General features: G+C 56.9%; 20 protein-coding genes and 1 tRNA gene. 11 read left to right on the forward strand and 10 right to left on the reverse strand.

Annotation, left to right across the window (positions count from 1 at the left end; all coding sequences use genetic code 11):
- Positions 1-38: 38 nt before the first annotated feature.
- On the reverse strand, positions 39-632 hold the full coding sequence (locus FIU92_RS16425; protein WP_152459644.1) for an HD domain-containing protein: 594 nt from the start codon (positions 630-632) through the stop codon (positions 39-41).
- Between the two features lie 206 nt (positions 633-838).
- Between FIU92_RS16425 and FIU92_RS16430 the strand changes: the two genes are divergently transcribed.
- The 4 genes from FIU92_RS16430 (at position 839) to FIU92_RS16445 (ending at position 3890) form a co-directional block, all read left to right on the forward strand.
- Complete coding sequence (locus FIU92_RS16430) at positions 839-1153, forward strand: hypothetical protein (protein ID WP_152459645.1); 315 nt, start codon at positions 839-841, stop codon at positions 1151-1153.
- A 103-nt stretch (positions 1154-1256) separates the two neighbouring features.
- The gene (gene ahcY / locus FIU92_RS16435; protein WP_152459646.1) at positions 1257-2645 is read left to right on the forward strand and encodes an adenosylhomocysteinase; all 1389 of its coding nucleotides are present in this window, start codon (positions 1257-1259) and stop codon (positions 2643-2645) included.
- Between the two features lie 13 nt (positions 2646-2658).
- A complete protein-coding gene (locus tag FIU92_RS16440; protein ID WP_152459647.1) occupies positions 2659-3408 on the forward strand; it encodes an extensin family protein in 750 nt (249 codons plus the stop codon).
- 140 nt (positions 3409-3548) lie between these two features.
- Positions 3549-3890: a DUF2853 family protein gene (locus tag FIU92_RS16445; protein ID WP_152459648.1), complete on the forward strand. Its 342-nt coding sequence runs from the start codon at positions 3549-3551 to the stop codon at positions 3888-3890.
- Between the two features lie 218 nt (positions 3891-4108).
- On the opposite strand, the gene FIU92_RS16450 is transcribed toward FIU92_RS16445, so the two are convergent.
- From FIU92_RS16450 to tsaD, 5 genes are all read right to left on the reverse strand, one after another.
- Positions 4109-5422, reverse strand: a complete 1314-nt coding sequence (locus FIU92_RS16450; protein WP_152459649.1) for a hypothetical protein — start codon at positions 5420-5422, stop codon at positions 4109-4111.
- Between the two features lie 161 nt (positions 5423-5583).
- Positions 5584-6006 carry an EVE domain-containing protein gene (locus FIU92_RS16455; RefSeq protein WP_152459650.1) on the reverse strand — a complete coding sequence of 141 codons (423 nt, stop codon included), beginning with the start codon at positions 6004-6006 and terminating at the stop codon, positions 5584-5586.
- Entirely contained in the window at positions 6006-6275 is a 270-nt protein-coding gene (locus FIU92_RS16460; protein WP_152459651.1) for a YciI family protein, read from the reverse strand. Before FIU92_RS16460 ends, FIU92_RS16455 begins: the two co-directional genes overlap by 1 nt.
- A 1-nt stretch (position 6276) precedes the next feature.
- Positions 6277-7239 carry an NAD(P)H-dependent glycerol-3-phosphate dehydrogenase gene (locus tag FIU92_RS16465; RefSeq protein WP_152459652.1) on the reverse strand — a complete coding sequence of 321 codons (963 nt, stop codon included), beginning with the start codon at positions 7237-7239 and terminating at the stop codon, positions 6277-6279.
- Entirely contained in the window at positions 7236-8333 is a 1098-nt protein-coding gene (tsaD, locus tag FIU92_RS16470; protein WP_152459653.1) for a tRNA (adenosine(37)-N6)-threonylcarbamoyltransferase complex transferase subunit TsaD, read from the reverse strand. Before tsaD ends, FIU92_RS16465 begins: the two co-directional genes overlap by 4 nt.
- Before the next feature lie 98 nt (positions 8334-8431).
- Between tsaD and FIU92_RS16475 the strand changes: the two genes are divergently transcribed.
- From FIU92_RS16475 to FIU92_RS16485, 3 genes are read left to right on the forward strand one after another with little or no spacing between them, the layout of a single operon-like run.
- Positions 8432-9145: a uroporphyrinogen-III synthase gene (locus FIU92_RS16475; RefSeq protein ID WP_152459943.1), complete on the forward strand. Its 714-nt coding sequence runs from the start codon at positions 8432-8434 to the stop codon at positions 9143-9145.
- A gap of 54 nt (positions 9146-9199) precedes the next feature.
- A complete protein-coding gene (locus FIU92_RS16480) occupies positions 9200-10480 on the forward strand; it encodes a COG4223 family protein (RefSeq protein WP_152459654.1) in 1281 nt (426 codons plus the stop codon).
- Between the two features lie 10 nt (positions 10481-10490).
- Positions 10491-11984 (forward strand): heme biosynthesis protein HemY, encoded by a 1494-nt coding sequence (locus FIU92_RS16485; RefSeq protein WP_152459655.1) that lies wholly within the window; start codon positions 10491-10493, stop codon positions 11982-11984.
- 342 nt (positions 11985-12326) lie between these two features.
- On the opposite strand, the gene FIU92_RS16490 is transcribed toward FIU92_RS16485, so the two are convergent.
- Positions 12327-12842, reverse strand: coding sequence for a TetR/AcrR family transcriptional regulator (locus FIU92_RS16490; RefSeq protein ID WP_152459656.1), 516 nt, complete (start codon positions 12840-12842; stop codon positions 12327-12329).
- 152 nt (positions 12843-12994) lie between these two features.
- Here FIU92_RS16490 and FIU92_RS16495 point away from each other — a divergent pair, with 152 nt between their 5' ends.
- Complete coding sequence (locus FIU92_RS16495) at positions 12995-13468, forward strand: cupin domain-containing protein (RefSeq protein WP_254705323.1); 474 nt, start codon at positions 12995-12997, stop codon at positions 13466-13468.
- Positions 13469-13727: 259 nt separating this feature from the next.
- Here FIU92_RS16495 and FIU92_RS16500 read toward each other — a convergent pair whose 3' ends face one another.
- Complete coding sequence (locus FIU92_RS16500; RefSeq protein WP_152459658.1) at positions 13728-14369, reverse strand: TetR/AcrR family transcriptional regulator; 642 nt, start codon at positions 14367-14369, stop codon at positions 13728-13730.
- An 87-nt stretch (positions 14370-14456) separates the two neighbouring features.
- Here FIU92_RS16500 and FIU92_RS16505 point away from each other — a divergent pair, with 87 nt between their 5' ends.
- On the forward strand, positions 14457-15617 hold the full coding sequence (locus FIU92_RS16505) for an efflux RND transporter periplasmic adaptor subunit (RefSeq protein WP_152459659.1): 1161 nt from the start codon (positions 14457-14459) through the stop codon (positions 15615-15617).
- A gap of 12 nt (positions 15618-15629) precedes the next feature.
- Positions 15630-18773, forward strand: coding sequence for an efflux RND transporter permease subunit (locus tag FIU92_RS16510; protein ID WP_152459660.1), 3144 nt, complete (start codon positions 15630-15632; stop codon positions 18771-18773).
- Positions 18774-19291: 518 nt separating this feature from the next.
- Here FIU92_RS16510 and FIU92_RS16515 read toward each other — a convergent pair.
- Positions 19292-19378: transfer RNA gene (locus FIU92_RS16515), tRNA-Leu, on the reverse strand.
- Between the two features lie 201 nt (positions 19379-19579).
- On the opposite strand from FIU92_RS16515, the gene FIU92_RS16520 reads away from it, so the two are divergent.
- A complete protein-coding gene (locus FIU92_RS16520) occupies positions 19580-20563 on the forward strand; it encodes a complex I NDUFA9 subunit family protein (RefSeq protein ID WP_152459661.1) in 984 nt (327 codons plus the stop codon).
- Here FIU92_RS16520 and FIU92_RS16525 read toward each other — a convergent pair whose 3' ends face one another.
- Positions 20564-21367: an undecaprenyl-diphosphate phosphatase gene (locus FIU92_RS16525; protein ID WP_152459662.1), complete on the reverse strand. Its 804-nt coding sequence runs from the start codon at positions 21365-21367 to the stop codon at positions 20564-20566. It lies immediately after the preceding gene.
- Positions 21368-21378 lie beyond the last annotated feature (11 nt).

A 21378-nucleotide genomic window follows, 5' to 3' on the forward strand; every position in this document is an offset into this window, starting at 1 on the left:
GTTCCCCCGTACCACTCACCGCATTCGGAAAGCGCCTCTCAGATCTGAGCGATCAATTCTGCGTGCCGCGCCGTAAAGGCGTGCCGCACCTCGACCGGGGGTCGCAGCCTGATCTGTAAACCCGCCACGATCCCCCTGTCCGGGCGGCCAAAGAATTTCGTGGCTTCGGCCTCGGAAAACCCGGCAATCTGTGTCGCCTCCATCCAGGCGCTGATCTTGTCGGCCTTCTTGATCTGGCGCTTCACCGTTTTTGGGACCTCAGCCGGTAGTCCAAACCGTATATGGATTGCTGCCGCCAGCCGGTCGTCCAACGCGCCGTAGTCTGGGCCGACGGCGGATTTCACGGGTGAGATCATATCGCCGATCACATATTCGGGCGCGTCATGTAACAGGGCCGCCAAACGCCATTTCATGGGTGCTTTGGGGGCAATACGGCCAAAAATCTCTTCAACCAGCAGGGAATGTTCGGCCACGGAATAAGCGAAATCGCCGTTTGTCTGACCGTTCCAACGAGCGACAAAGGCAAGGCCGTGTGCGATGTCTTCAATCTCGATATCCACCGGTGTCGGGTCCAGAAGGTCCAGCCTGCGGCCCGACAGCATCCTTTGCCACGCTCTGGGTTGTGTTGCCATTCTGCCATGCCTTGTGAAGTTGGACACGTTCAATTCGCGTTTTTATGGTATGATGTACCTGTCTGGATCACACGCTGCCAACATTTTCTTGAGCGTTCGTGCTTTGAAACGGCGCGGTATGATCCCGACATTGAAGACTGAGGGGGGTGCATTCTCCTCCCAGTGTGCCCCTCTCGAACTGAAACACGTATCGAAAGGAGCACCCTATGTTCAAACGTTTATTCGCAATCGCACTGACCTTCGGAATGGCCGCCACCGCGCCGCCTGCCTTTGCCCAGAATTGTGCGGCACGGGATCACATCATATCCAAATTGCAGGAGAATTATGCCGAGGAATTGGCCTTTGGCGGCTTGCAAAAAACACGCGGCGCGCAAGCGGTGATGGAGGTTTGGACCTCGAAAGAAACTGGAAGTTATACCGTTTTGGTAACCAATGCGAACGGTATCAGTTGTATTGTTGCCGTTGGCACCGATTTTTTTGAAGCGATACCAAAGATCGAAATTGAAGGCACACCAAGCTGATATTGGCCTTATCGTTTCCGACCACAGTCTTCAAAGTTGCCACCTGCCCCAAGGAATGCTAGGGGCAGCGAGGACTGTGAATTACCGGAAAATGGAGCACCTGATGGCCGGGGACTATATCGTTAAAGACATTTCATTGGCTGGCTTTGGCCGCAAAGAGCTGGACATAGCCGAAACCGAGATGCCGGGCCTGATGTCCCTGCGCGCGGAATACGGCGACAGCAAGCCGTTGAAAGGGGCGCGCATCGTCGGGTCGTTGCACATGACCATCCAGACGGGCGTTCTGATCGAAACGCTGGTGGCGCTGGGCGCGGATGTGCGCTGGGCGTCGTGCAACATCTTCTCGACCCAGGACCACGCCGCCGCCGCGATTGCCGAGGCGGGTATTCCCGTCTTCGCCGTCAAGGGCCAGACACTGGAAGAGCACTGGGATTATCTGGACAAATCTTTCCTGTTCGAGGAAGGCCCGAACATGATCCTGGATGATGGCGGCGATGCAACGCTGTACATCCTGCTGGGTGCCCGTGCCGAAGCGGGCGAGGACATCATCCCTGTTCCGGGTTCGGAAGAGGAAGAGGTGATCAAGAAGCAGATCGCCAAGCGTATGGCGGCAAGCCCGGGCTGGTTCACAAAGATGCGGGACCAGATCAAGGGTGTTTCCGAGGAAACCACCACCGGAGTGAACCGCCTGTATCAGCTGGTGAAAGACGGCCACCTGCCGTTCCCGGCGATCAACGTGAATGACAGCGTCACCAAGTCGAAATTCGACAACAAATACGGCTGCAAGGAATCGCTGGTCGACGGTATCCGCCGCGCCACCGACACGATGATGGCCGGCAAGGTTGCAGTGGTCTGCGGTTACGGTGATGTGGGCAAAGGCTCGGCCGCGTCGTTGCGCGGTGCTGGTGCCCGTGTGAAAGTCACCGAAGTCGACCCGATCTGCGCCCTGCAAGCCGCGATGGACGGTTTCGAAGTGACCCTGCTGGAAGACGAAGTCGCCAGCGCGGATATCTTCATCACGACCACCGGCAACAAGGACGTGATCCGCATCGAGCATATGCGCGAGATGAAGGACATGGCCATCGTCGGCAACATCGGCCACTTCGACAACGAAATTCAGGTGGCCAGCCTGAAGAACCACAAATGGACCAACATCAAGGAACAGGTGGACATGATCGAGATGCCCTCGGGCAACCGCATCATCCTGTTGTCCGAAGGCCGTCTGCTGAACCTGGGCAACGCCACCGGGCACCCGTCCTTCGTGATGTCGGCCTCGTTCACCAACCAGGTTCTGGCCCAGATCGAGCTGTTCACCAAGGGTGACCAGTACGAGAACAAGGTCTACATCCTGCCCAAGCATCTGGATGAGAAAGTGGCCCGCCTGCATCTGGATCGCATCGGCGTGAAGCTGACCCAGATGGATGCGGATCAGGCCGCTTACATCGGTGTCAAACCGGAAGGTCCGTACAAGCCGGAACACTACCGCTACTGATCGCCGTCTGGGTATGACGCAGAAATCTGGGCGCCGCCGGTATTTGTACCTGGCGGCGTCTTTCTTTTTCAGGCTGGCGGTTGTTGTGATCCTTTTGGGCGGTGGTGTCTGGTGGGTGTTGGCGCATCCCGAAACGCCGATACCGTCACATTGGAACCCGTTGCGTGATCTGAAGGTAACCGCCCCGATTACACCCGTCACCAAGCTCCAACTGAACCGCGCACTGGCCAGCGAAGCACAGTGTCGGGCCGCTCTGGAAGACGCAGGTGTTCGGTTTGAGGCGATGGCGGACTTGGTTGTCGATCAGAATTGCGGCATCGCCGGTCGGGGTCGTCTGACCAAATTGGTGACATCAGGGATTGAGGATGTTGAAACCAGTTGCGCCACGGCTTTGCGCCTGACCATGTGGGAACATCACGTCGTGCAGCCCGCCGCACGCGATCTGCTTGGGACCACCGTTTCCCGATTGCGCCACATCGGCAGTTACAATTGCCGCCCCATGCGCACTGCGCAGGGTGAAAACAGTGGGTGGAGCAGCCATGCCCGCGCGGATTCGATAGATATCGTCGGTGTGGATACCTTTGACGGTCGGACGCTGACCTTGTTGTCAAACTGGCAGGGCTCGGGACCGGAAGGCGCCTTTTTTCGACGGATCTGGCGCGGGGCCTGCGGTTGGTTTCGCGTGGTTCTTGGGCCCGATTTCAATCGTTTGCACGCGGATCATTTCCACTTGCAAGGCCCGGGGTGGGGCTATTGCCGCTAGGCTTTTCAGCAAGAAACGTGCAGGCTGCGACCAAGGGGGAGAAATCGCAAATTTTTTTCCTTTTGGAAAAGCCTGCGACGCGGCTAGTCTTTCGATCATCGGTAAAAGGTGCCGGGTAAACGGATCAAGGAGACTAGGATATGGGCAAGCGCGACGAGCTGATCGCCAAATACGCAGAAGACCTGAAAACCAAATGCGGGATGGACCCCGATATGGACCTGCTGACCAAGGTCACCATCGGTTGTGGTCCGGCGATCTATGACGCAGATGCGGCAACTGTCGCGGCCAGCCAGGACTCGGAACTGGAAACCGTCAAGAACAACTTCCTGATCAAAAAGCTGGGTCTGGCAGATGGCCCCGAGCTGATGGAAGGGATCAACAAAGCCATGGAAACCTACGGCATGTCCGAGCGCAACAAGTACCGTGCCGTTGTCTATTATGTTTTGACCAAGCATTTCGGAAAAGAATCCGTTTACAGCTGACCCGGTCGAAATCTACCAAACGCCCGCCGAGATTCTGGCGGGCGTACTTAATTTGAGTTTCAATTTAAAGACTTGGCATTTGAAACCAAGGGTGCGGCTGGGCTAAGTTCAACCTGTGACCAGGACGGTCAGAACTAGATATTTCCATACGCGTGTGGTGAGTAGGGAGCACGCGGGGGTAGGGAAGGTTCTGTATCGTCAGAGCCTTCCCTCGTTTCTTATCTGAGTTCGCCAAGAATACGCGCAATGAAATTGTCGAATTCCGTGGGCCTCGGGTCCGAATTCCTGGATGACGCGCCACCGCTGCCTGCCAGGTAGACTTCTATCCGCCCCGGACGGGTCTTGCTGCCCGAATTCGTGAAATCCCTCAATATTCCGTCAAGAGCATCAGCTGCCAGCGCCGCGTTTTCAGCGTCGCTTGGATGGTAGAAACGAACCTGTGTTTCTCTGACTCGAAAACCCACGCGGTCTGTTGATACAACAGTCGCGCGGCCCTGCGTAAGCAGTTCCAAAGCCCGGCTGCTGGCGTCTTGCGACACTCTCAACGGAACAAAAAGCGAGACTTCCAGATCAATGGGGGATTGTGCGGGCGAAAGCGGTTTTACCTCTGCATAAGACGGGACCGCAGATAAAGTGATCTCTTGCAGAACAGGGTCCAAAACCATCAAGGATGTCTGCGAAAAGCTGTCTTTGTTCGACCGGTTGGTGTGGCGCCACGGAGGTTCGGCAGAAGCTGGAAACAGGGTTTGAATATCCGCAGAAGAAGCGGTGGCCAAGATGGGTTCGAGCTGTGGCGGAATGAATATGGCTGGCGGGGACAAAGACACGGCCGGTTCCGCTTCTGGGGTTGGGGGTCTTGGCTCCACCCTGTCTTGGTCATCCGCAGCCGAAATGTCTTCGGCTGGAACGGGTGGCGTCACGAGCGCTTCAACCGAGACGCTCTGGTCGAGAGGTGCGCCTGTGATCGCATCCTCGACCTCTTCGATGATTGCCGGGTTGGAAACGGGTGCGACTTCGGAAGACGCTGAATCGGCGGGGCCCTCGGCTGCTTGTGTGTCTCGTGGGGCCGGTGACTCAGCGATTCCGACGGTGGGGGCTCTGTCTGAAAGCAGCTCCTCGATTTCAGGAAGAGTTTCAGTCGCCGCATCCAGGCTGGCTGGGGGCGTTCCACCGGTGGAGCGCAAAGTTCCGGCAATATGTGTGACCGCCCATTGCAGGGACGCGCCGCAAACCAAGGCGGCCAGAATAATTCCTGCTCTAACCAAGGGTTTTTTCCGGGTTTTTGGTTCTTCCAAATGCAGGGAACGGACCCGGTCTGATACGATCTCTTCGATTTTGGATTCGTCCGGCCGGGGTAGGTGTTCTGTCTCGGAAGGTTTCAGGGCGGGTTTTTCCTGCGCTTCACCCTGCGCCCCGCTGAGCACTCTGGCACGCTTTTCACGCGCCTCTTTCAGGCGCGCTTCCCAGTTTTTTGAATTCTTTGCAGCAACGGCGTCTTCGAATATCCCATTGCCGCCTTCGTCGTCAGACATGGGTTTTTGCTTTCAAGAAAGACCGATCTTTACTCGAACACCACCAAGCAATTTCAATCGCGGAAAAACGCGACCGACATGTTCTCACCCGGCAAAGCCCATGGAAAGATAGCATCTTGCCAGGGGTTTGAGAAGTTCTGCGCCCGGTGCCACTGTCCCGTTCAGTCAGGCTGGGTTTCACCCAGCATGCAAATCACCCGCCATTCATCCTCGGTCACGGGTTGCACCGACAAACGAGAGTTCTTCACCAGCACCATGTTGGCCAGACGCTCGTCCGCCTTGATCTGGTCCAGCGTTACGGGTTTGGAAAAGGGCCGCACGGCTTTGATGTCGACACACTCCCACCGTTCATCATCGGTGGTGCTGTCGGGATGGGCCTCGGCACAGACCTCGACAATGCCAACAACGGACTTGTCCTTTTGCGAATGGTAGAAGAACCCCCGGTCCCCAACCTTCATCTGACGCATGAAATTGCGCGCCTGATAATTGCGGACACCGTCCCATTCCTCGCCCGCGTCGCCCTTTGCGACTTGCTGATCCCAACTCCAGGTCGACGGTTCCGACTTGAACAACCAATAGGCCATCAACCGATCACCTTTTTCCACGGGATCAGCTCAACCGATTGGAACAATCCTGCCTTCGCGTAAGGGTCGCCGTCGGCCCACGATTGTGCGGCGGCCGGGTCTTCCACATCGAGGATTATCAATGAACCGATCATGGCGTCACCGTTCAGCAACGGTCCGGCCTGTGACACGACGCCGGTTTCTTCGATATAGGCTAGGTGGGCCGAGCGGTTGTCTAATCGGGTTTGCAACGCGTCGGGTTTGTCACGAGCGATGAGGGCGATCAGCATGTTATTCCTCCTTGAGGGGTCGATTTAATAGGTTTTGAATGGCCTCGGTGACACTGTAGGCGCCATGGCTCAGGTCCGCCACCGTGGCGCTGATGGGCATATCCAGCCCTTCCTTGGCGGCAATGTCCGACATGGCACGAGCGGTGGCGACGCCTTCGACCGTTGTTTGGCTGTCAAAGGGCTGATTCAGACCCAAACTCAGGCCAAAACGATAGTTTCGGGACAGTTCGGAAGAGCAGGTCAGCACAAGATCCCCCAACCCGGACAAGCCCATCAGGGTGTCGGGGCGCGCGCCGCGCATCGCGGCAAAGCGCTGCATCTCGGCAAACCCGCGGGTCATCAAGGCCGCCCGGGCGCTGTCTCCCAGACCTGCGCCGATGGCGGCACCGCAGCCAATGGCCATGACATTCTTCAGCGCGCCGCCAAGTTCGGCGCCGATCGTGTCTGTGGTGCGGTAAAGGCGCAGGTTCGCCGTCGTCAGCTCGGCCTGAAGCGCCTTGCCAAGTTCGGTATCCTCGCAAGCCAGCGTCAGAGCGGTGGGCAGGCCATGTGCAATGTCATCTGCAAAACTGGGCCCGGTCAGAAGCGCGACGCTGGCATCCGGCACGCCCTCTTTGATGACCGCGACAGGTCCAAGCCCCGAGGTCAGTTCAATTCCCTTGCAGCAGGCCACCAGAGTCTTGCCGCGCAGGGCCGGGGCGTGATCTTGCAAAGCGCTGCGCAATTTCTGCATTGGCACAGCCAACAAAAGCGTGTCAGCCGTGAGCGCCTCGGCGATATCCCCAGTCACATTGATGTCCCCGGGCAAGGTTATGTTGGGCAGCCGGGTTGCATTTTCGCGCGTCTCGCGCATCTGCTGCGCCCGATCGGCGTTTCTTGACCACAGTGTCACTGGCCCATTGCCTGCCAGCGAGATAGCCAGAGCAGTGCCAAACGCACCGGAGCCCAGGACGGATACGCTCATGCCTTGGCCCCTTTCTTGCCACCGCCCAGCATGGCCGGGCTGTGCTGATCCAGAGGCCAGCGAGGGCGGGCGGTCAGGTCCAGCCCATCCCGCGCGCCGGCACGAAAGCGTTCCAGGCCAGCATAGGCAATCATCGCCGCATTGTCCGTGCACAACGCCAACGGGGGGGCGGTAAATTGGGTATTTTTTTCAGCACAAACAGACTCTAATGCGGACCGAATGGCCGAGTTCGCGGCAACCCCTCCGGCAACGGCAATCACGGGTTCAGACGGAGAGGTTTCCAGATACAAATCAATCGCACGCCGGGTCTTTTCGGCCAATGTGTCCACAATAGCCTGCTGGAATCCGGCGCACAGATCTGCGCGATCCTGGCGCGTCAAACCACCCTTTTCGTTCACGATCTGGTCGCGCATCCGCATCAAAGCCGTTTTCAATCCCGAAAAGGACAGATCGCAACCGGGCCGGTCCAGAAGCGGCCTTGGAAACCGGAATCGTTTGGGATCACCGGCGCGCGCCTCGGCTTCGACGGAAGGGCCACCAGGTTGCGGCAGACCCAGAAGGCGGGCGGTTTTGTCGAAGGCCTCGCCCGGCGCATCGTCGATGGTGCCGCCAAGGCGGGTAAAATGCTCGGGCCCGTGGGCGATCAGGAATTGGCAGTGGCCGCCAGACACCAGAAGCATCAGGTAGGGGAAGGCAATGTTGTCCGTCAGTCGTGGTGTCAACGCGTGACCGGCAAGGTGATTGACACCCACCAGCGGCAGACCGGTTGCCGCACTGATCCCCTTGGCGCACATGACGCCCGACATGACCCCTCCGATCAGACCCGGCCCCGCGGTGACCGCAACGGCGTCCACGTCCTTCAGGGAAAGACCAGCGGTGTCCAGCGCTTGCAGAACGCAGACATCCAGCTTTTCCGCATGCGCCCGGGCCGCGATCTCGGGCACGACGCCACCAAAAGGGCTGTGCAGTTCGGTTTGGCCATGTACCACGGATGACAGGATTTCGGCTTTGGCGCCCGTTGTTTGACGCACGATGGCCGCGGCGGTATCGTCGCAGCTGCTTTCCAATCCCAATACGGTAAGTGTTTGCACCATCACCCTGATCCGTTGCATCATGATCTAACGGCGGGGTATCACCCTGCGCGGATGCAAACAATCCTGAAGGGCCAAGGGGCCGCACGTTGTATTTGTTGATGACCCGCCCGCGCGCTGCCTCTGAACGGTTCGTCGCGCAGCTGCCGACCCGCACCAAATCCCGGGTTCAGGTCATCTATTCTCCGATCATGGAAATCCGGCCGTTGCCGGTCGAGGTTGAGACCGAGGGTGTGCAGGGATTGATTTTCACGTCGGCCAATGCGGTGAATGCGGCAGCCCTGAAAGGTGTGGACCGCAACCTGCCCGCTTTCTGCGTCGGACCGACAACGACCAGCACAGCGAAGGGTTGCGGCTGGCGGGCCGAACTGGTCGGGGCCACGGCGGAAGAACTGGTGGGACATCTGCTTAAGCGGAGGCCCAAAAGCCCGTTGTTGCATTTGAGGGGTGAGAACACGCGCGGCAATGTTGCCGGTCGACTGACCGAATCCGGCCTGACCGTGGGGGAACTGCCAGTCTACCAGCAATTGCTGTTGCCGCTAACATCCGAAGTGACCCGGGTGGCAGATCTGGATTCGCCAGTAATCGCACCGCTTTTTTCGCCAAGAACGGCGCGACATTTTGCCGATATTTGGACCGGATCCGCGCCTTTGTGGTTGGCTGCAATCAGCCAGGCCACGGCGGATCCCCTTTATTCATTGGACTATGCACGCCTGAAGATCGCAAAGAAGCCGACACCAAAGAAAATGCGTAAGGCTGTCAAAAAGCTTGTGAAACATGCGTTGCGGGTTGAGGGCGGCGCGGTCCCCGATTAACTTGACTGGGGCTGTTATTCATCTGAATTTGGATTCGATAAGGGGAATATTGCGGTGGCTGGTAAGAAAAAGTCCGAAGAAAAGCCGGTGGAAACCCCCAAGGCAGATGACGTCGTCGAACCCGAACTGCAACAGGAAGATACACCTGTTGACCCGACTGAGACCGTAGAAGAAGAACTTTCCGAAGCCGAAGCCGAAGCCGAAGCCGAAGCCGAAGCCGAAGCCGAAGCCGAAGCCGAAGCCGAAGCCGAAGCCGAAGCCGAAGCCGAAGCCGAAGCCGAAGCCGAAGCCGAAGCCGAAGCCGAAGCGTCGACTGAAGATACTGCCCCGGCCGAAGAAAAAGTGGTCGAGCGTGTCGTTGAAAAGCGTGGCGGATTTGTTTCCGCTTTGCTGGGCGGTGCCATCGCTGCCGCCGTCGGGTTTGCGCTGGGTAATGGCGGGCTGTTGTCAACTGGCTCGGACAGCTCGGATACCTTGGCGACGTTGGAATCCAAACTGGCAGACCAGTCCGACCAGATTGCCAAGCTGTCTCAGGCGCTTGCAAACAGTCCGGATGATGCTGGTCTGACGGATCAGGTCAAAGCGCTGTCCGACAAATTGACACCCGTGGAAAGTGACCTGAGTGCGATCAAATCCACTGTGGATACGCTGTCAGGCCAGATCGGACCATTGTCAGACCGCATTGCGACGCTTGAGAAAACCCCGATCGAATCCAGCGTGTCGCCCGAATCCATGGCCGCGTTCGAAGCTGAGCTTAAGAAGCTTCAGGACTCGCTGGCCTCGCAACGGGCCGAGGTTGAAAAAATGGTTTCCGACGCTCAGGCGCTGGAGGCGAAAGCATCAGCTGATGCGCAGGCCGCGGCCAATGCCGCCGTTCTGTCGCGCTTGCATGGGCAACTGGATGCGGGTCAGCCCTATTCCGATCTGGTTGCAGAACTGAAAGCAGGCGGTGTGGATGTGCCGGATGCCCTGTCCGGGCCGGCTGAGAAGGGTGTTGAAACACTCTCTTCTCTGCGCGACAGTTTCGCGCCTGCGGCCCGAACCGCGCTGGCCCAAGTCCGTGAAGCCGACAAGGGCACCGGCCTGATCGCATTCCTGCAACGTCAAACGGGCGCGCGCTCGGTCACGCCCCAGGAAGGGGATGGGCCAGATGCCATCCTGTCACGGGCACAGGCTGCGCTTGCGGACGGAGACCTGGCCAAAGCCTTGAGCGAACTGAAATCACTTCCCGAAGCGGCACAGGCTGCAATGTCCGATTGGGAACAGGCGGCCCAAACACGGGTCGCCGCCGTCGATGCGGCGAATACACTGGCTTCCAGCCTGAACTCGAACTGAAGGACCTGCCATGCTGTGGTCACTGTTTAAGATCCTCGTTTTTGTTGCGATTATCGGCCTGCTGGCGTTGGGCGGTCACTTCCTGATGCAAACCAGTGGCGGGGTTCAGATTACCGTCGCGGGCACGGAATTCACGCTGGGGCCGCTTCAGTCAGTGATCGCGCTGGCTGTATTGGTTTTTGCGGTCTGGCTGTTTTTCAAGTTGCTCAGCCTGCTGATCGCAACGCTGAAATTCCTGAACGGTGACGAAACGGCCCTGTCTCGGTATTTTGACCGCAATCGCCAGCAAAAGGGATACCAGGCGCTGGCTGATGGTCTGTTGGCGCTGGCCTCGGGCGAAGGCCGCGTGGCGATGACCAAAGCCAGCAAGGCCGAAAAACTGCTGAACAAGCCCGAGCTTACCGACCTGCTGGTGGCACAGGCCGCCGAGATGACCGGGGATACGAAAAAGGCATCGGATACTTATAAAAAACTGGTGACCAACAGCGCCACCCGTTTCGTTGGCGTGCGCGGGATCATGAAGCAGAAGCTGGCCGAAGGTGATGATGAAACGGCCCGCAAACTGGCCGAGAAGGCCCTGGCGATCAAACCACGTCATGAAGAAACGCAGGACGTTCTGCTGAACCTGCAAACCAAGGCGCAGGATTGGGCCGGTGCCCGTTCGACCCTGACGGCCAAGCTGAAAGCCGGGTATTTGCCGCGCGATGTCTTCAAACGGCGTGACGCGGTTTTGGCCTTGTCCGAAGCCAAGGGAATTCTGGACGAAGGTGCGACGGTCGAACAGCAGGAGCGCGCGATTGAAGCCAATCGCCTGTCGCCTGATTTGGTGCCTGCCGCTGCCATGGCGGCCCGCGCGTATATCGCCAAAGGCAAACCCCGGGCCGCAACCAAGATTCTGAAAAAAGCATGGGAGGCGCAGCCGCATCCGGATCTGGCCCATGCCTTCGCCGACGTCGTGCCGGATGAAACCCCCGACCAACGGATCAAGCGGTTCACCGCGCTGACCCGGATTCACCCCGAGAACATGGAAACGCGTCTGATACTGGCCGAATTGAACATCGTGGCCGAGGACTTCCCCGAAGCCCGCCGTGCGCTGGGCGATGTGGTCGAAACGCAGGGTGATGCGCGCGCCTATACGTTGATGGCCGCTATCGAACGGGGCGAGGGGGCTTCGGACGCCATTGTGCAAGGCTGGTTGGCCAAAGCGCTGAATGCGCCGCGTGGTCCGCAATGGGTGTGCACCAGTTGCCATGATATCCAACCTGAATGGGGACCGGTCTGCCAGAACTGCGGCAGCTTCGACACGCTCAGCTGGCAGACACCACAAACACCCGAAATCGCAAGCGCGACCGGCGTACATATGTTGCCTTTGATCGTTGGTGCGCTCGAAGATCAATCCGAAGAGCCTGAAGTCATGGAGCCCGCGGACGAGGACGATGTGGTCGAAGTGACACCAGAGTCGGCAGAGGTGGCAGACGAAGCCGAGGTTCAAAAGCAGGCCTGAGCCCTGCAACGTCTGTTTTTGCCTGCTTGCGCTCATTGAGATTGATGCGACGCCGCGCTTTTTTGGTGAAGCCTAACCGGACGCCAGTGGTCCGAAGGGTCGTGCTTTTTCGTCTCTCTCAGCGGCTTGTCGACGCGTTGGCGGCCTCTTGCATTTTCAGGCTGTGTTGGCCGCTTCCTCCGCAAAGCAGCCGTTTAATAAAGGCGTAGTTAACGTCCGAGATGCGGTCAAAAAGGCCGTTCACGTTCATCGTTTCGAAGTATAATTTCAATCCAAATTGGACGTTTAACTGGTGTCTATTTTCCAGCAGTATTGGGATGAAGTCGGCATCTGAATTCTGCCTCAGTTTTTTGGTAAGTACCGATCCAACAGAGCATCGACCAACCCTTCCTGAAGTTGGTAACCAGTGGCTTTGTCCACTCGCAAAATGTCTTCCAGAATAATAAGTTGTTCCATGCCCGTCGTCATGGACAATCGCTTTGCCAGGTCGTCAATTTCCTTAGGCTTCATCAATGGCTGAACTGGTGCAAGTGCTTCCGAAAAAGCCGCCACTCTTCTGGCGCCACGCATTTTGACAGTTCCATCTTCAAGTGATGCCTTGAGTGATTCAGCAAGAAACTGCCGGAAGTGCGCCTCATGAACCCGAGAAAAATCCAGATAGTATCGCGCTACAGCATGTACGCGGCTCCTGACGTTATTCAGCCCCTCGAGAAGTTCTGAAGTTGGAGTAACTTCAAGATCGAGCGTCGCATCCAAAGCCAAGACACTTGGATCAGAAAAGTAACGATAGACCGTCGCACGACTGGTTTTGGCACGCTCAGCGACTTTTGCCAGCGTGACTTCTTTGCCTTCCGACATCAAGTCACGTGCAGCTGAAAGAAGTGCTTCTCGTGTTCGATTAATTTGATTTGTACGCGACGCCAATACCAAGCCTTTTATGATACACTTGTCTCATTAGTAGATATATGTATCATAAGGGCAGTGTGTTTCAAGTAAAGGGAGTTGAAGTAATGGCTGAACCTCGCCCGCGAATTTATCATCTTCTAGGAAACCTTCTGACCTTTCACGCCTTTCCCAGTGAGACCGGAGATCGTTGCACAATCGTTGAGATAAAGACGGCGCCGGGTGCCGGTGCGCCACCCAATCATCATGCTGGCGAAGACGAGAGCTTCTATGTGCTCGATGGTGAATTCGAGTTCTTTGTGAATGGTGAGACAATCAGCGCAAAAAGTGGTGACTTCGTCAAAGTTCCGGACGGCGCAGTGCATGCCTTTACATGTACTGGGGAACGGCCTGGCCGGCTACTTTGCATAAACGCACCTGGCGCGATGCATGATACTTTCTTTACTGAAGCTGGCGAAGCAATGCCTGACGGTACGACAGACATTCCGGCGCCAGATGGACCGCCAGACATTCCGGCAATCATGGCCGTAGCAGACCGAGCAGGAATGACGATCTTGGTGCCTGCAGAAGTTCCCAGCTAACGAACGCGCCCGTATAATTCCAGGTTGAGAAACGGAAGTATTGGACTGAAAACTCTGCTATAGACCCTATCTGGTACCACTAGCTCAATCCCAAGCCAGTATTCACGACGAAACCTTGCGATTGTGGATAGCGGACATTCGCTGCGCTGTCCAAAATGTCTTCTATGTGAACCAGAGCAATCGTTTAGGCATAGGCGTGATAGCGGCTTAGATTGTCTGCTATCTGTGCTAGGTTAAGTTCGTTTTGGCGTGAGAACGCTCAATTCAGCATTCTTTCCGAAACGTCCTCAAGAAGGGTATGAAGATCGAAGTCTTCGCCTTTCTCAGCAAGCCCTTTGTCATGCAGAATGAAGGACAGACCGTGCACGAAACTCCACAACAGAAAACCACGGCGGCGAACTTCGTCTGTGATTCCCGGTTCACCGAGACACTTTGCTACCTCAGTTAAAAGAATCCCGAAACTTTGCTGGCCACCTTCCTCCAACCGGGGATCCGCGATGCGATCTGTGAAGCCGCCAAATTTCAGTCTGAAGATCCCGGGTTCATTTAATGCGAAGGCAACATACTCCATCCCGATGGCAGTAACGCGCTCGGGAGATCCTTCGGGAACGCCTTCCAGTGCGGCAAGCATTTTGTCTCGGTGCCGATCCATTCCTTCCAGAACAGTGGCGACCAACATTTCTGTCTTGTCTTTGAAGTGCTTGTAAGGTGCCGCGGTTGAAACGCCCGCGCGTCTGCACGCCTCGGATACAGAAAAACTGTCGGGTCCTTTTTCTTCAACCAACTGTCGGGTTGCTTCGATCAGTGCAGCGCGGAGATCGCCATGATGATAGGCTTTCTTGCCCACCGATTGACCGGTTGCCTGGCTGATTGTTGAGTGACTTTTTTCTATGCTGGTCATGATCCAACATGTGCCAGATCACGTATCTCTTGTCAAAGTGAGAACTTCTAACATATGTTAGAGATGCTAACTTGATGAGGTCCGCAAATGCCAAGTCCCGCGAAATACTTTACTGAAAAGACCAAGCCGAGCCTCTTTTTGCGTGTTTTACGCGGTACCGTGCGTGTCGGGGTGACCGTTAGCTTCATAGGTGTTGCAGCGGCCGCAGTTTACTTCGGTGCATCGGAGCTGACGCGCAGAGCAGATGCTGTACCGGCGCCAGATGCCGCTGCCGCAACCCCGGTCTCCGCCACACCAATCACGTCCGAAAGCGCCTACACAGTCGACCGTGTATTCATCGGTCAGGTCGAGCCTCAGCGTTCGGCAGATATCTCTTTCGAGTTGAATGGGACGCTTGATCAAATTCAGGTGGATGAGGGTGACGAGGTTGCTAAGGGCCAACTTCTCGCAACGTTGGACGTAGCTCTGTTGGAGGTTGAACGCGACCGACTGACAGCATCTCGTGATGCCATTGCAGCCCAGCTTTCATTTGCCGAGAAAACGGTCGAGCGAAACGCGAAACTCATCGAACAAGGCTTTACCAGTCAAGCTCGCCTAGATGAGGCAGTTTCCAGACAAGATGAATTGTTGTCTAGAATTGGGGAACTGGATGCAGCGCTGCGGGACGTAACCGTTCGGATCGAAAAATCCAGCATTGAGGCTCCGTTTTCTGGTCAAATAACCGCGCGACACGTCGACGGCGGTGAAACTCTGCGCTCGGGTGAACTGGTTCTGGGTATGGTCGAGGTCGTGTCGCCGCAGATTCGGATCGGTATCCCACTCGACGTTGACCCGGCGCTTCTGACAGATGTTGAAATCGAGATCGCTGGTCAAAGCTATCGGGCTAACCTTGCAACCTTGCGGCCGGACATTGATCCGGTAACCCGCACCAGAACCGCACTTTTCGATCTGAGGAACGCGCCGGACGTTGCCTTCGGGCAGACCGCTCGTGTGCATATAATTGATCCCGTACAGAGTGCGGGAATCTGGGTGCCCACGACATCCTTGAAAGAAGGTACGCGTGGGCAATGGACACTGCTGGTTGCTGACGCGCAGAAGACTGTGCGCCTGGCGACGGTCGAAGTTCTGCATGCTGAAGATGACCGTGTCTTTGTGCGTGGCACGTTTCCGGAAGGCACCGTCCTGATCGATCAGGGGCCGCAGCGCGTAACCGTTGGTCAGCGCGTCGCCTTCAACACTGGCGAGTAACGGAGCAATCTGATGGAAACTCTTACCTTTCGCCACCCCCGGCTGGTTGCCCTCATCATTTTGGTGCTTGTATCTGCAGGTCTGTCTTCGTTCCTGTCGCTGGGACGGCAGGAAGACCCAACGATTACCAACCTCTTCGCAACTGTGACAACGCAGTTCCCGGGTGCAGACCCTGAACGGGTCGAAGCGTTGGTTACCGCAGAAATCGAAGAAGAGCTTCGGAAAATTGCCGAGGTGGATGAAATCAGCTCTGTATCCCGGTCGGGCGTATCGGTCGTTTCGGTAGAGTTGCTGGAGACGCTGGATGAAGCAACCATTGAGCAGGTTTGGGCCGAAGCTCGGGATGCCGTTGAAGATGCTCGACAGAACTTTCCGAGTGGAGTGTTGCCGCCGGAATTCGATGCCGAGGGTATTTCTGCCTATTCTGCTGTCATTGCCGTTGCGGCCGAGGACCCCGACTTTCCGTTAACTTTGCTGTCGCGGCATGCCGAAGCTCTGGGTGACAGGCTGCGCGCGATACCCTCTACGCGAGCCGTGGACTATTTCGGTCAGCCGGAAGAAGAAGTGCTCGTAAATGTCGATATGGACAAGGCCGCTGCGCTTGGGCTCAGCGCTGCCGAGATCTCCCAGCGGATTGCAGAAGCAGATGGGAAGGTTAAATCCGGGCGGTTGCAGTCCGATGTCGACCTGACAATAGGCATAAGCGGAGAAATTGAGACTTTGGACCGCATTCGAAGCATCGTCCTGCGAGAAAACGCAGACGGTGCCGTGGTGCAGCTCGGAGATATTGCCAGCGTAGACCGGGGCGCGCGCAAACCGCAGCCCTCAATCGCGTTTGCCAACGGAAAGCCCTCGGTTTTGATAGGAGTTCTGGCGCAGGACGGGGTACAGATCGACCGTTGGACGGGCTTTCTTCGGGATGAGCTTGAGGCCGGCGCCGCATCGGTACCTTTGGGCATGCAGGAAATACTGCTGTTTGATCAAAGCGAGTACACGACGGATCGTTTGTCAGAGGTTGGGATCAACATGGCCATTGGCGTGGCACTGGTCGTGGCAGTTTTGTTTGTTACGTTGGGGGTTCGGGCAGCTGGGATTGTGGCTTTGGTATTGCCGGTTGTCTCATTGGCAACTCTGGCGACGATGAACATGATTGGATTGCCAATTCATCAGATGTCCGTGACGGGCCTGATTGTTGCCCTCGGTCTGCTCGTTGACGCAGCCATCGTCATGACCGATGAAATTCGACGTCGTCTGCAGGATGGGATGGATCGGCTTGCAGCCGTACGGGATGCTGTTCGCCGGTTGGCCGCTCCATTGCTGGCATCGACTGTCACAACGGCGCTTGCTTTCACACCGATGATCTTGCTGCCGGGACCCGCGGGTGACTTTGTCGGTGCTATTGCTATCGCCGTGGTGCTTATGCTTGTCTGGTCGCTGGTTGTGGCCTTGACGGTGACTCCGGCGATTGCGGGCTGGTTGCTGTCCGATCGCCCAGACGCAGGAATGCTGAGTCGCGGCATCAGTATCCCGCCGCTTTCCCGCTTGTTCGAGGCCTCAATCCGATTGTCCGTTGCCAATCCGGTGCGATCCATCGCCTTGGCACTGGTCTTGCCCGTGCTTGGCTTCGCGGCCTTTCCAACGCTTACTGCGCAATTCTTCCCGGGCGTCGACCGAAACCAGTTCTATATCGAGGTCGACATGCCGGGTGGAACATCAATTTCCACCACCGAAGCGACCGCACGCCAGATTGACGAAATGCTACTGGCAGATGAAGGTGTTAAGAGTGTCTACTGGACGGTCGGAGAGTCCGGCCCGGCATTCTACTACAACATCGTTGGCAACCGTTCACGCGAGCCCGGTTTTGCACAGGCCATGATCACGACCGACACGGCCGACGATGCGGCCCGCCTTGTTGGAGCGTTGCAGAGCCGTCTGGATATCGACTTTCCTGACGCACAGATCATCGTGCGCAATCTTGTTCAGGGTCCTCCGGTCGCCGCACCGGTTGAAGTCAAAATTCAGGGGCAGGACATCTCGGTATTACGTAATCTGGGCGACGAGGTGCGTTCAGTAATGGCCAATCTCGATCTGGTGACGCAGGCGCGTGCCAGTGTGAACGGCGGCAACCCTCAAATCCGGTTCGAGATTGATGAGGTCAAAGCCCGTTTGCTGGGGCTGGACGTGGCGGATATAGCGGGTCAGCTGGACACGGCGCTTGTTGGCATCACCGGTGGGTCACTGATCGAAGGGACTGAGCAGTTGCCGGTGCGCGTTCGTTTGGGTGACGAGGTGCGATCAGATCTAAGCGCGATTGTCAGTATGCCCATTCTACTGCCGAACGCTGCCGAAATATCCGCGACCGGAGTTTTCCCCGCCGTACCTTTGTCGGAACTAGCCAGACCCATAATCGAACCTGCGGAAAGCGTCATAACCCGAACGGATGGCGTGCGAGAAAACACCATACAGGCGTTTATCGTACCCGGTGTTTTACCGGAAGAGGCTTTGCAGGACATATTGGAAGCGCTTGATGCGTCCGGGTTTGTGTTGCCGCAAGGCTATTCGATGTCCTTAGGCGGCGACAGTGATGCCCGATCCAATACCGTGGGAAATTTGCTCGCCTCTGTCGGGTTGATCGTCACACTCTCCATCGCGACGATCGTTCTGACCTTCAACTCGTTCCGGCTGACCCTTGTGACCTTGGTCGTGTGCGTGTTGTCTGCAGGCCTTTCACTGCTGTCGCTGGCAGTCATGCAATTCCCGTTCGGAATAACGGCAATCATCGGGGTGATCGGCTCAATAGGGGTTTCGATCAACGCGGCGATCATTATTTTGACCGGGTTACAACAAGACAGAGAGGCCAGCCAGGGAGATCGCGCAGCCATGGCTCGCGTAGTTACTGGTTCCAGCCGTCACATTGTTTCGACAACGGTCACGACCTTTGGCGGCTTCCTACCCCTGATATTGGGTGGAGGTGCATTTTGGCCACCATTCGCCGTAGCAATCGCAGGCGGTGTTCTGTTATCAACCGTTGTATCTTTCTACTTCACCCCTCCCGTGTTCGCTTTGGTGTATCGTAGAACACTCAACAAACAACGTCTGGCCAAAAACCGCCATTCCGAACCACGCGAAGCCGTTGTCGCGCTGGTGGCGGAATGAGAATTGCGCCTACTTCTCCTTGTGAGTTGGTGTGGTTCAAAGCCGCCGTTGTTCGAAGTAAGAGTCAAGTTCTGCTGTGGGCCGAACGCCGGATTTTGCAGTGTCTGGTTTCTGCGCGTTGACGTCGTTATCGCGGACTGCAGCACCTGGTTACTTTGTGGCCGGATCGGAAATTTGCTCTACTGAGATGCACTACTGCTTTGCGGTGCTTTTCCGTCAGTGACCCGCTTGCGCCGGTTGTGCGGAGGATACGACTCATAATCGATTTGGGCTATCCGTCTCGTTGTAGATTGCGCAGCCTTGGCTTTGATCATTAGGACCATTGAAACGGGCGGAACAACCATAACTAAACCTAACAACTCGGTTGCAGTCAGCGGACGATTCTGCCGAAGCTTGGAAGCTGCGCGATACCAACCAATACCTACAGATCTATCTGCGAAAAGTCGGGAGATAAATCAGGGGGGTATTTTGATGCCCGCAAAGAAAATTTTTGTGTTTCAACATCTTGCGGGGAGATATGGTGCCCAGGAGAGGACTCGAACCTCCACGTCCATACGGACACTAGCACCTGAAGCTAGCGCGTCTACCAATTCCGCCACCTGGGCAGGTGTCGTGGAGGGGCGTTTAAGCCTAGTCGCGGGGGGCGTCAACCAGATTCGGTGAGATTTTTTTAAGTTTTTTGAATTCGGTTCCCGGCCGGTGTTTTCCACGCATGGTTTTCCACGCCGTCGCGGCGAATTAGCGCCTTGTTTGACTGGCCTGCGGGCGCTAGTTCTAGGGCGCAATTTCTCAGCAGGAGCCCTCTCATGTCGAAACTAGTGACGATTTTTGGCGGATCGGGATTTGTCGGTCGCTACATCGCGCGGCGCATGGCGAAAGAGGGGTGGCGTGTCCGGGTGGCCGTACGTCGTCCGAACGAGGCCATGTTCGTGAAACCCTATGGTGCTGTGGGTCAGGTCGAACCGGTGCTGTGCAATATTCGGGATGATGCCTCGGTGGCGCTGGCGATGCAGAGCGCCGATGTGGTTGTCAACTGCGTGGGTGTGCTGAACGAGCTTGGCAAAAACGGGTTTGATACCGTTCAGGCCGAAGGAGCTGAACGCATCGCGCGTTTGGCGGCCGAGCAGGGCATCAAGCGGATGGTTCACATCTCGGCCATCGGTGCGGATGCGAATTCAGCCAGTGCGTATTCCCGGACCAAAGCACATGGTGAAGCGGGCGTGTTGAAACATATGCCAGATGCCGTGATCCTGCGTCCTTCGGTGATCTTTGGCACCGAAGACCAGTTCTTCAACCGTTTCGCCGGAATGACCCGCATGGGACCATTCCTGCCTCTGGTCGGGGCCGAGACAAAATTCCAGCCCGTTTACGTAGACGATGTGGCGCAGGCTGCCGTCAAAGGCGTTCTGGGGCAGGCAGAGCCGGGTGTTTACGAGCTTGGCGGCCCCGAGGTTAAGACCTTTCGTGCCTTGATGCAGCAGATGCTTGAAGTGATTCACCGTCGCCGCGTCATCATCGGCCTGCCGTTCTTTGCCGCGCGGATTATGGCGGGTGTGCTGGATATCGTTAAATTTGTCAGCTTCCAGCTGTTCCCCAACAACATTCTGACTCGCGATCAGCTTAAGAACCTGCGTCACGACAATGTTGTCGCCGAGGGCGCAAAGTCTTTTACAGACCTTGGTATCGTGCCGACCACGCTGGAATCGATACTGCCGGAATACCTGTGGAAATTCCGCCCCTCGGGTCAGTATGACGACATTCAGAACTCGGCCAAAAACCTGCGTATCTGATCAGCTGTAGGCCATGATCAAAAGGATCACGCCTAGAATGACGCGGTAGATGACGTAGGGTGTGAAGCTGACGCTGCGCAGAAGCCGCATCATCAGGCTGAGCGCCAGCAGGGCCGAAAGAAAGGCAAACAGCGCCGCAATGGCCCCATCCCGGGCCAGTTGCATATCGGCCCCGCGCACGGCATCCAATGCCAGCAGTGTGCCCGACGCCAGGATTGTCGGGATCGACATCAACATCGCGATCCGCGCGCCGTCTTCACGGGTATATCCCAATTGCCGCGCGCCGGTTATGGTTATCCCGGATCGCGATGTGCCTGGGATCAGAGCAAGAACCTGCCAAAGGCCCATGATGAACGCGTCGCGTATTCCCCAGTTTTCGGCCTCTTTGGTTTCAGGAGCCCTCTGATCCACCCAGTACAGCAGCAGACCGAAACCCAGCATTGTCCATCCGATGACCGTGATCGAGCGCATGGCCTGGCTCAACCCGGTGACATGCAGAATGAGGCCCGCGATCACGGTAGGAACAGTTGCAACGATCAGGCCCAGAGCAAGCCGGGCCTGCGGTGTATCCGCCCGTCCGGTCAATGCGCGCGGCAACCCGGCAAGGGCCTGTTTTACATCTGACCGGAAATACAGCACCACGGCGCCCAGGGTTCCCACATGCACCGCGACATCAATGGCTTGACCCTGATCCTGCAACCCCGACAGGTTGGGCAGCAGGATCAGGTGACCAGATGAGGATATGGGCAAAAACTCAGTGATTCCCTGAATGATTGCTACGAGAATCAGGTGAAACAAACTCATCTGCCCTGCCG

The sequence above is a fragment of the Ruegeria sp. THAF33 genome (assembly GCF_009363615.1).
GTDB lineage: Bacteria > Pseudomonadota > Alphaproteobacteria > Rhodobacterales > Rhodobacteraceae > Ruegeria.

Coding starts and splice junctions, on each gene's coding strand:
- FIU92_RS16495 (WP_254705323.1), top strand. CDS start 12,995: ATGGCTGAACCTCGCCCGCGAATTTATCATCTTCTAGGAAACCTTCTG.
- tsaD (WP_152459653.1), bottom strand. CDS start 8,333: ATGGTGCAAACACTTACCGTATTGGGATTGGAAAGCAGCTGCGACGAT.
- FIU92_RS16475 (WP_152459943.1), top strand. CDS start 8,432: ATGACCCGCCCGCGCGCTGCCTCTGAACGGTTCGTCGCGCAGCTGCCG.
- FIU92_RS16500 (WP_152459658.1), bottom strand. CDS start 14,369: ATGACCAGCATAGAAAAAAGTCACTCAACAATCAGCCAGGCAACCGGT.
- FIU92_RS16425 (WP_152459644.1), bottom strand. CDS start 632: ATGGCAACACAACCCAGAGCGTGGCAAAGGATGCTGTCGGGCCGCAGG.
- FIU92_RS16440 (WP_152459647.1), top strand. CDS start 2,659: ATGACGCAGAAATCTGGGCGCCGCCGGTATTTGTACCTGGCGGCGTCT.
- FIU92_RS16490 (WP_152459656.1), bottom strand. CDS start 12,842: ATGTCGGAAGGCAAAGAAGTCACGCTGGCAAAAGTCGCTGAGCGTGCC.
- FIU92_RS16455 (WP_152459650.1), bottom strand. CDS start 6,006: ATGGCCTATTGGTTGTTCAAGTCGGAACCGTCGACCTGGAGTTGGGAT.
- FIU92_RS16520 (WP_152459661.1), top strand. CDS start 19,580: ATGTCGAAACTAGTGACGATTTTTGGCGGATCGGGATTTGTCGGTCGC.
- FIU92_RS16510 (WP_152459660.1), top strand. CDS start 15,630: ATGGAAACTCTTACCTTTCGCCACCCCCGGCTGGTTGCCCTCATCATT.
- FIU92_RS16430 (WP_152459645.1), top strand. CDS start 839: ATGTTCAAACGTTTATTCGCAATCGCACTGACCTTCGGAATGGCCGCC.
- ahcY (WP_152459646.1), top strand. CDS start 1,257: ATGGCCGGGGACTATATCGTTAAAGACATTTCATTGGCTGGCTTTGGC.
- FIU92_RS16445 (WP_152459648.1), top strand. CDS start 3,549: ATGGGCAAGCGCGACGAGCTGATCGCCAAATACGCAGAAGACCTGAAA.
- FIU92_RS16450 (WP_152459649.1), bottom strand. CDS start 5,422: ATGTCTGACGACGAAGGCGGCAATGGGATATTCGAAGACGCCGTTGCT.
- FIU92_RS16505 (WP_152459659.1), top strand. CDS start 14,457: ATGCCAAGTCCCGCGAAATACTTTACTGAAAAGACCAAGCCGAGCCTC.
- FIU92_RS16460 (WP_152459651.1), bottom strand. CDS start 6,275: ATGCTGATCGCCCTCATCGCTCGTGACAAACCCGACGCGTTGCAAACC.
- FIU92_RS16485 (WP_152459655.1), top strand. CDS start 10,491: ATGCTGTGGTCACTGTTTAAGATCCTCGTTTTTGTTGCGATTATCGGC.
- FIU92_RS16525 (WP_152459662.1), bottom strand. CDS start 21,367: ATGAGTTTGTTTCACCTGATTCTCGTAGCAATCATTCAGGGAATCACT.
- FIU92_RS16465 (WP_152459652.1), bottom strand. CDS start 7,239: ATGAGCGTATCCGTCCTGGGCTCCGGTGCGTTTGGCACTGCTCTGGCT.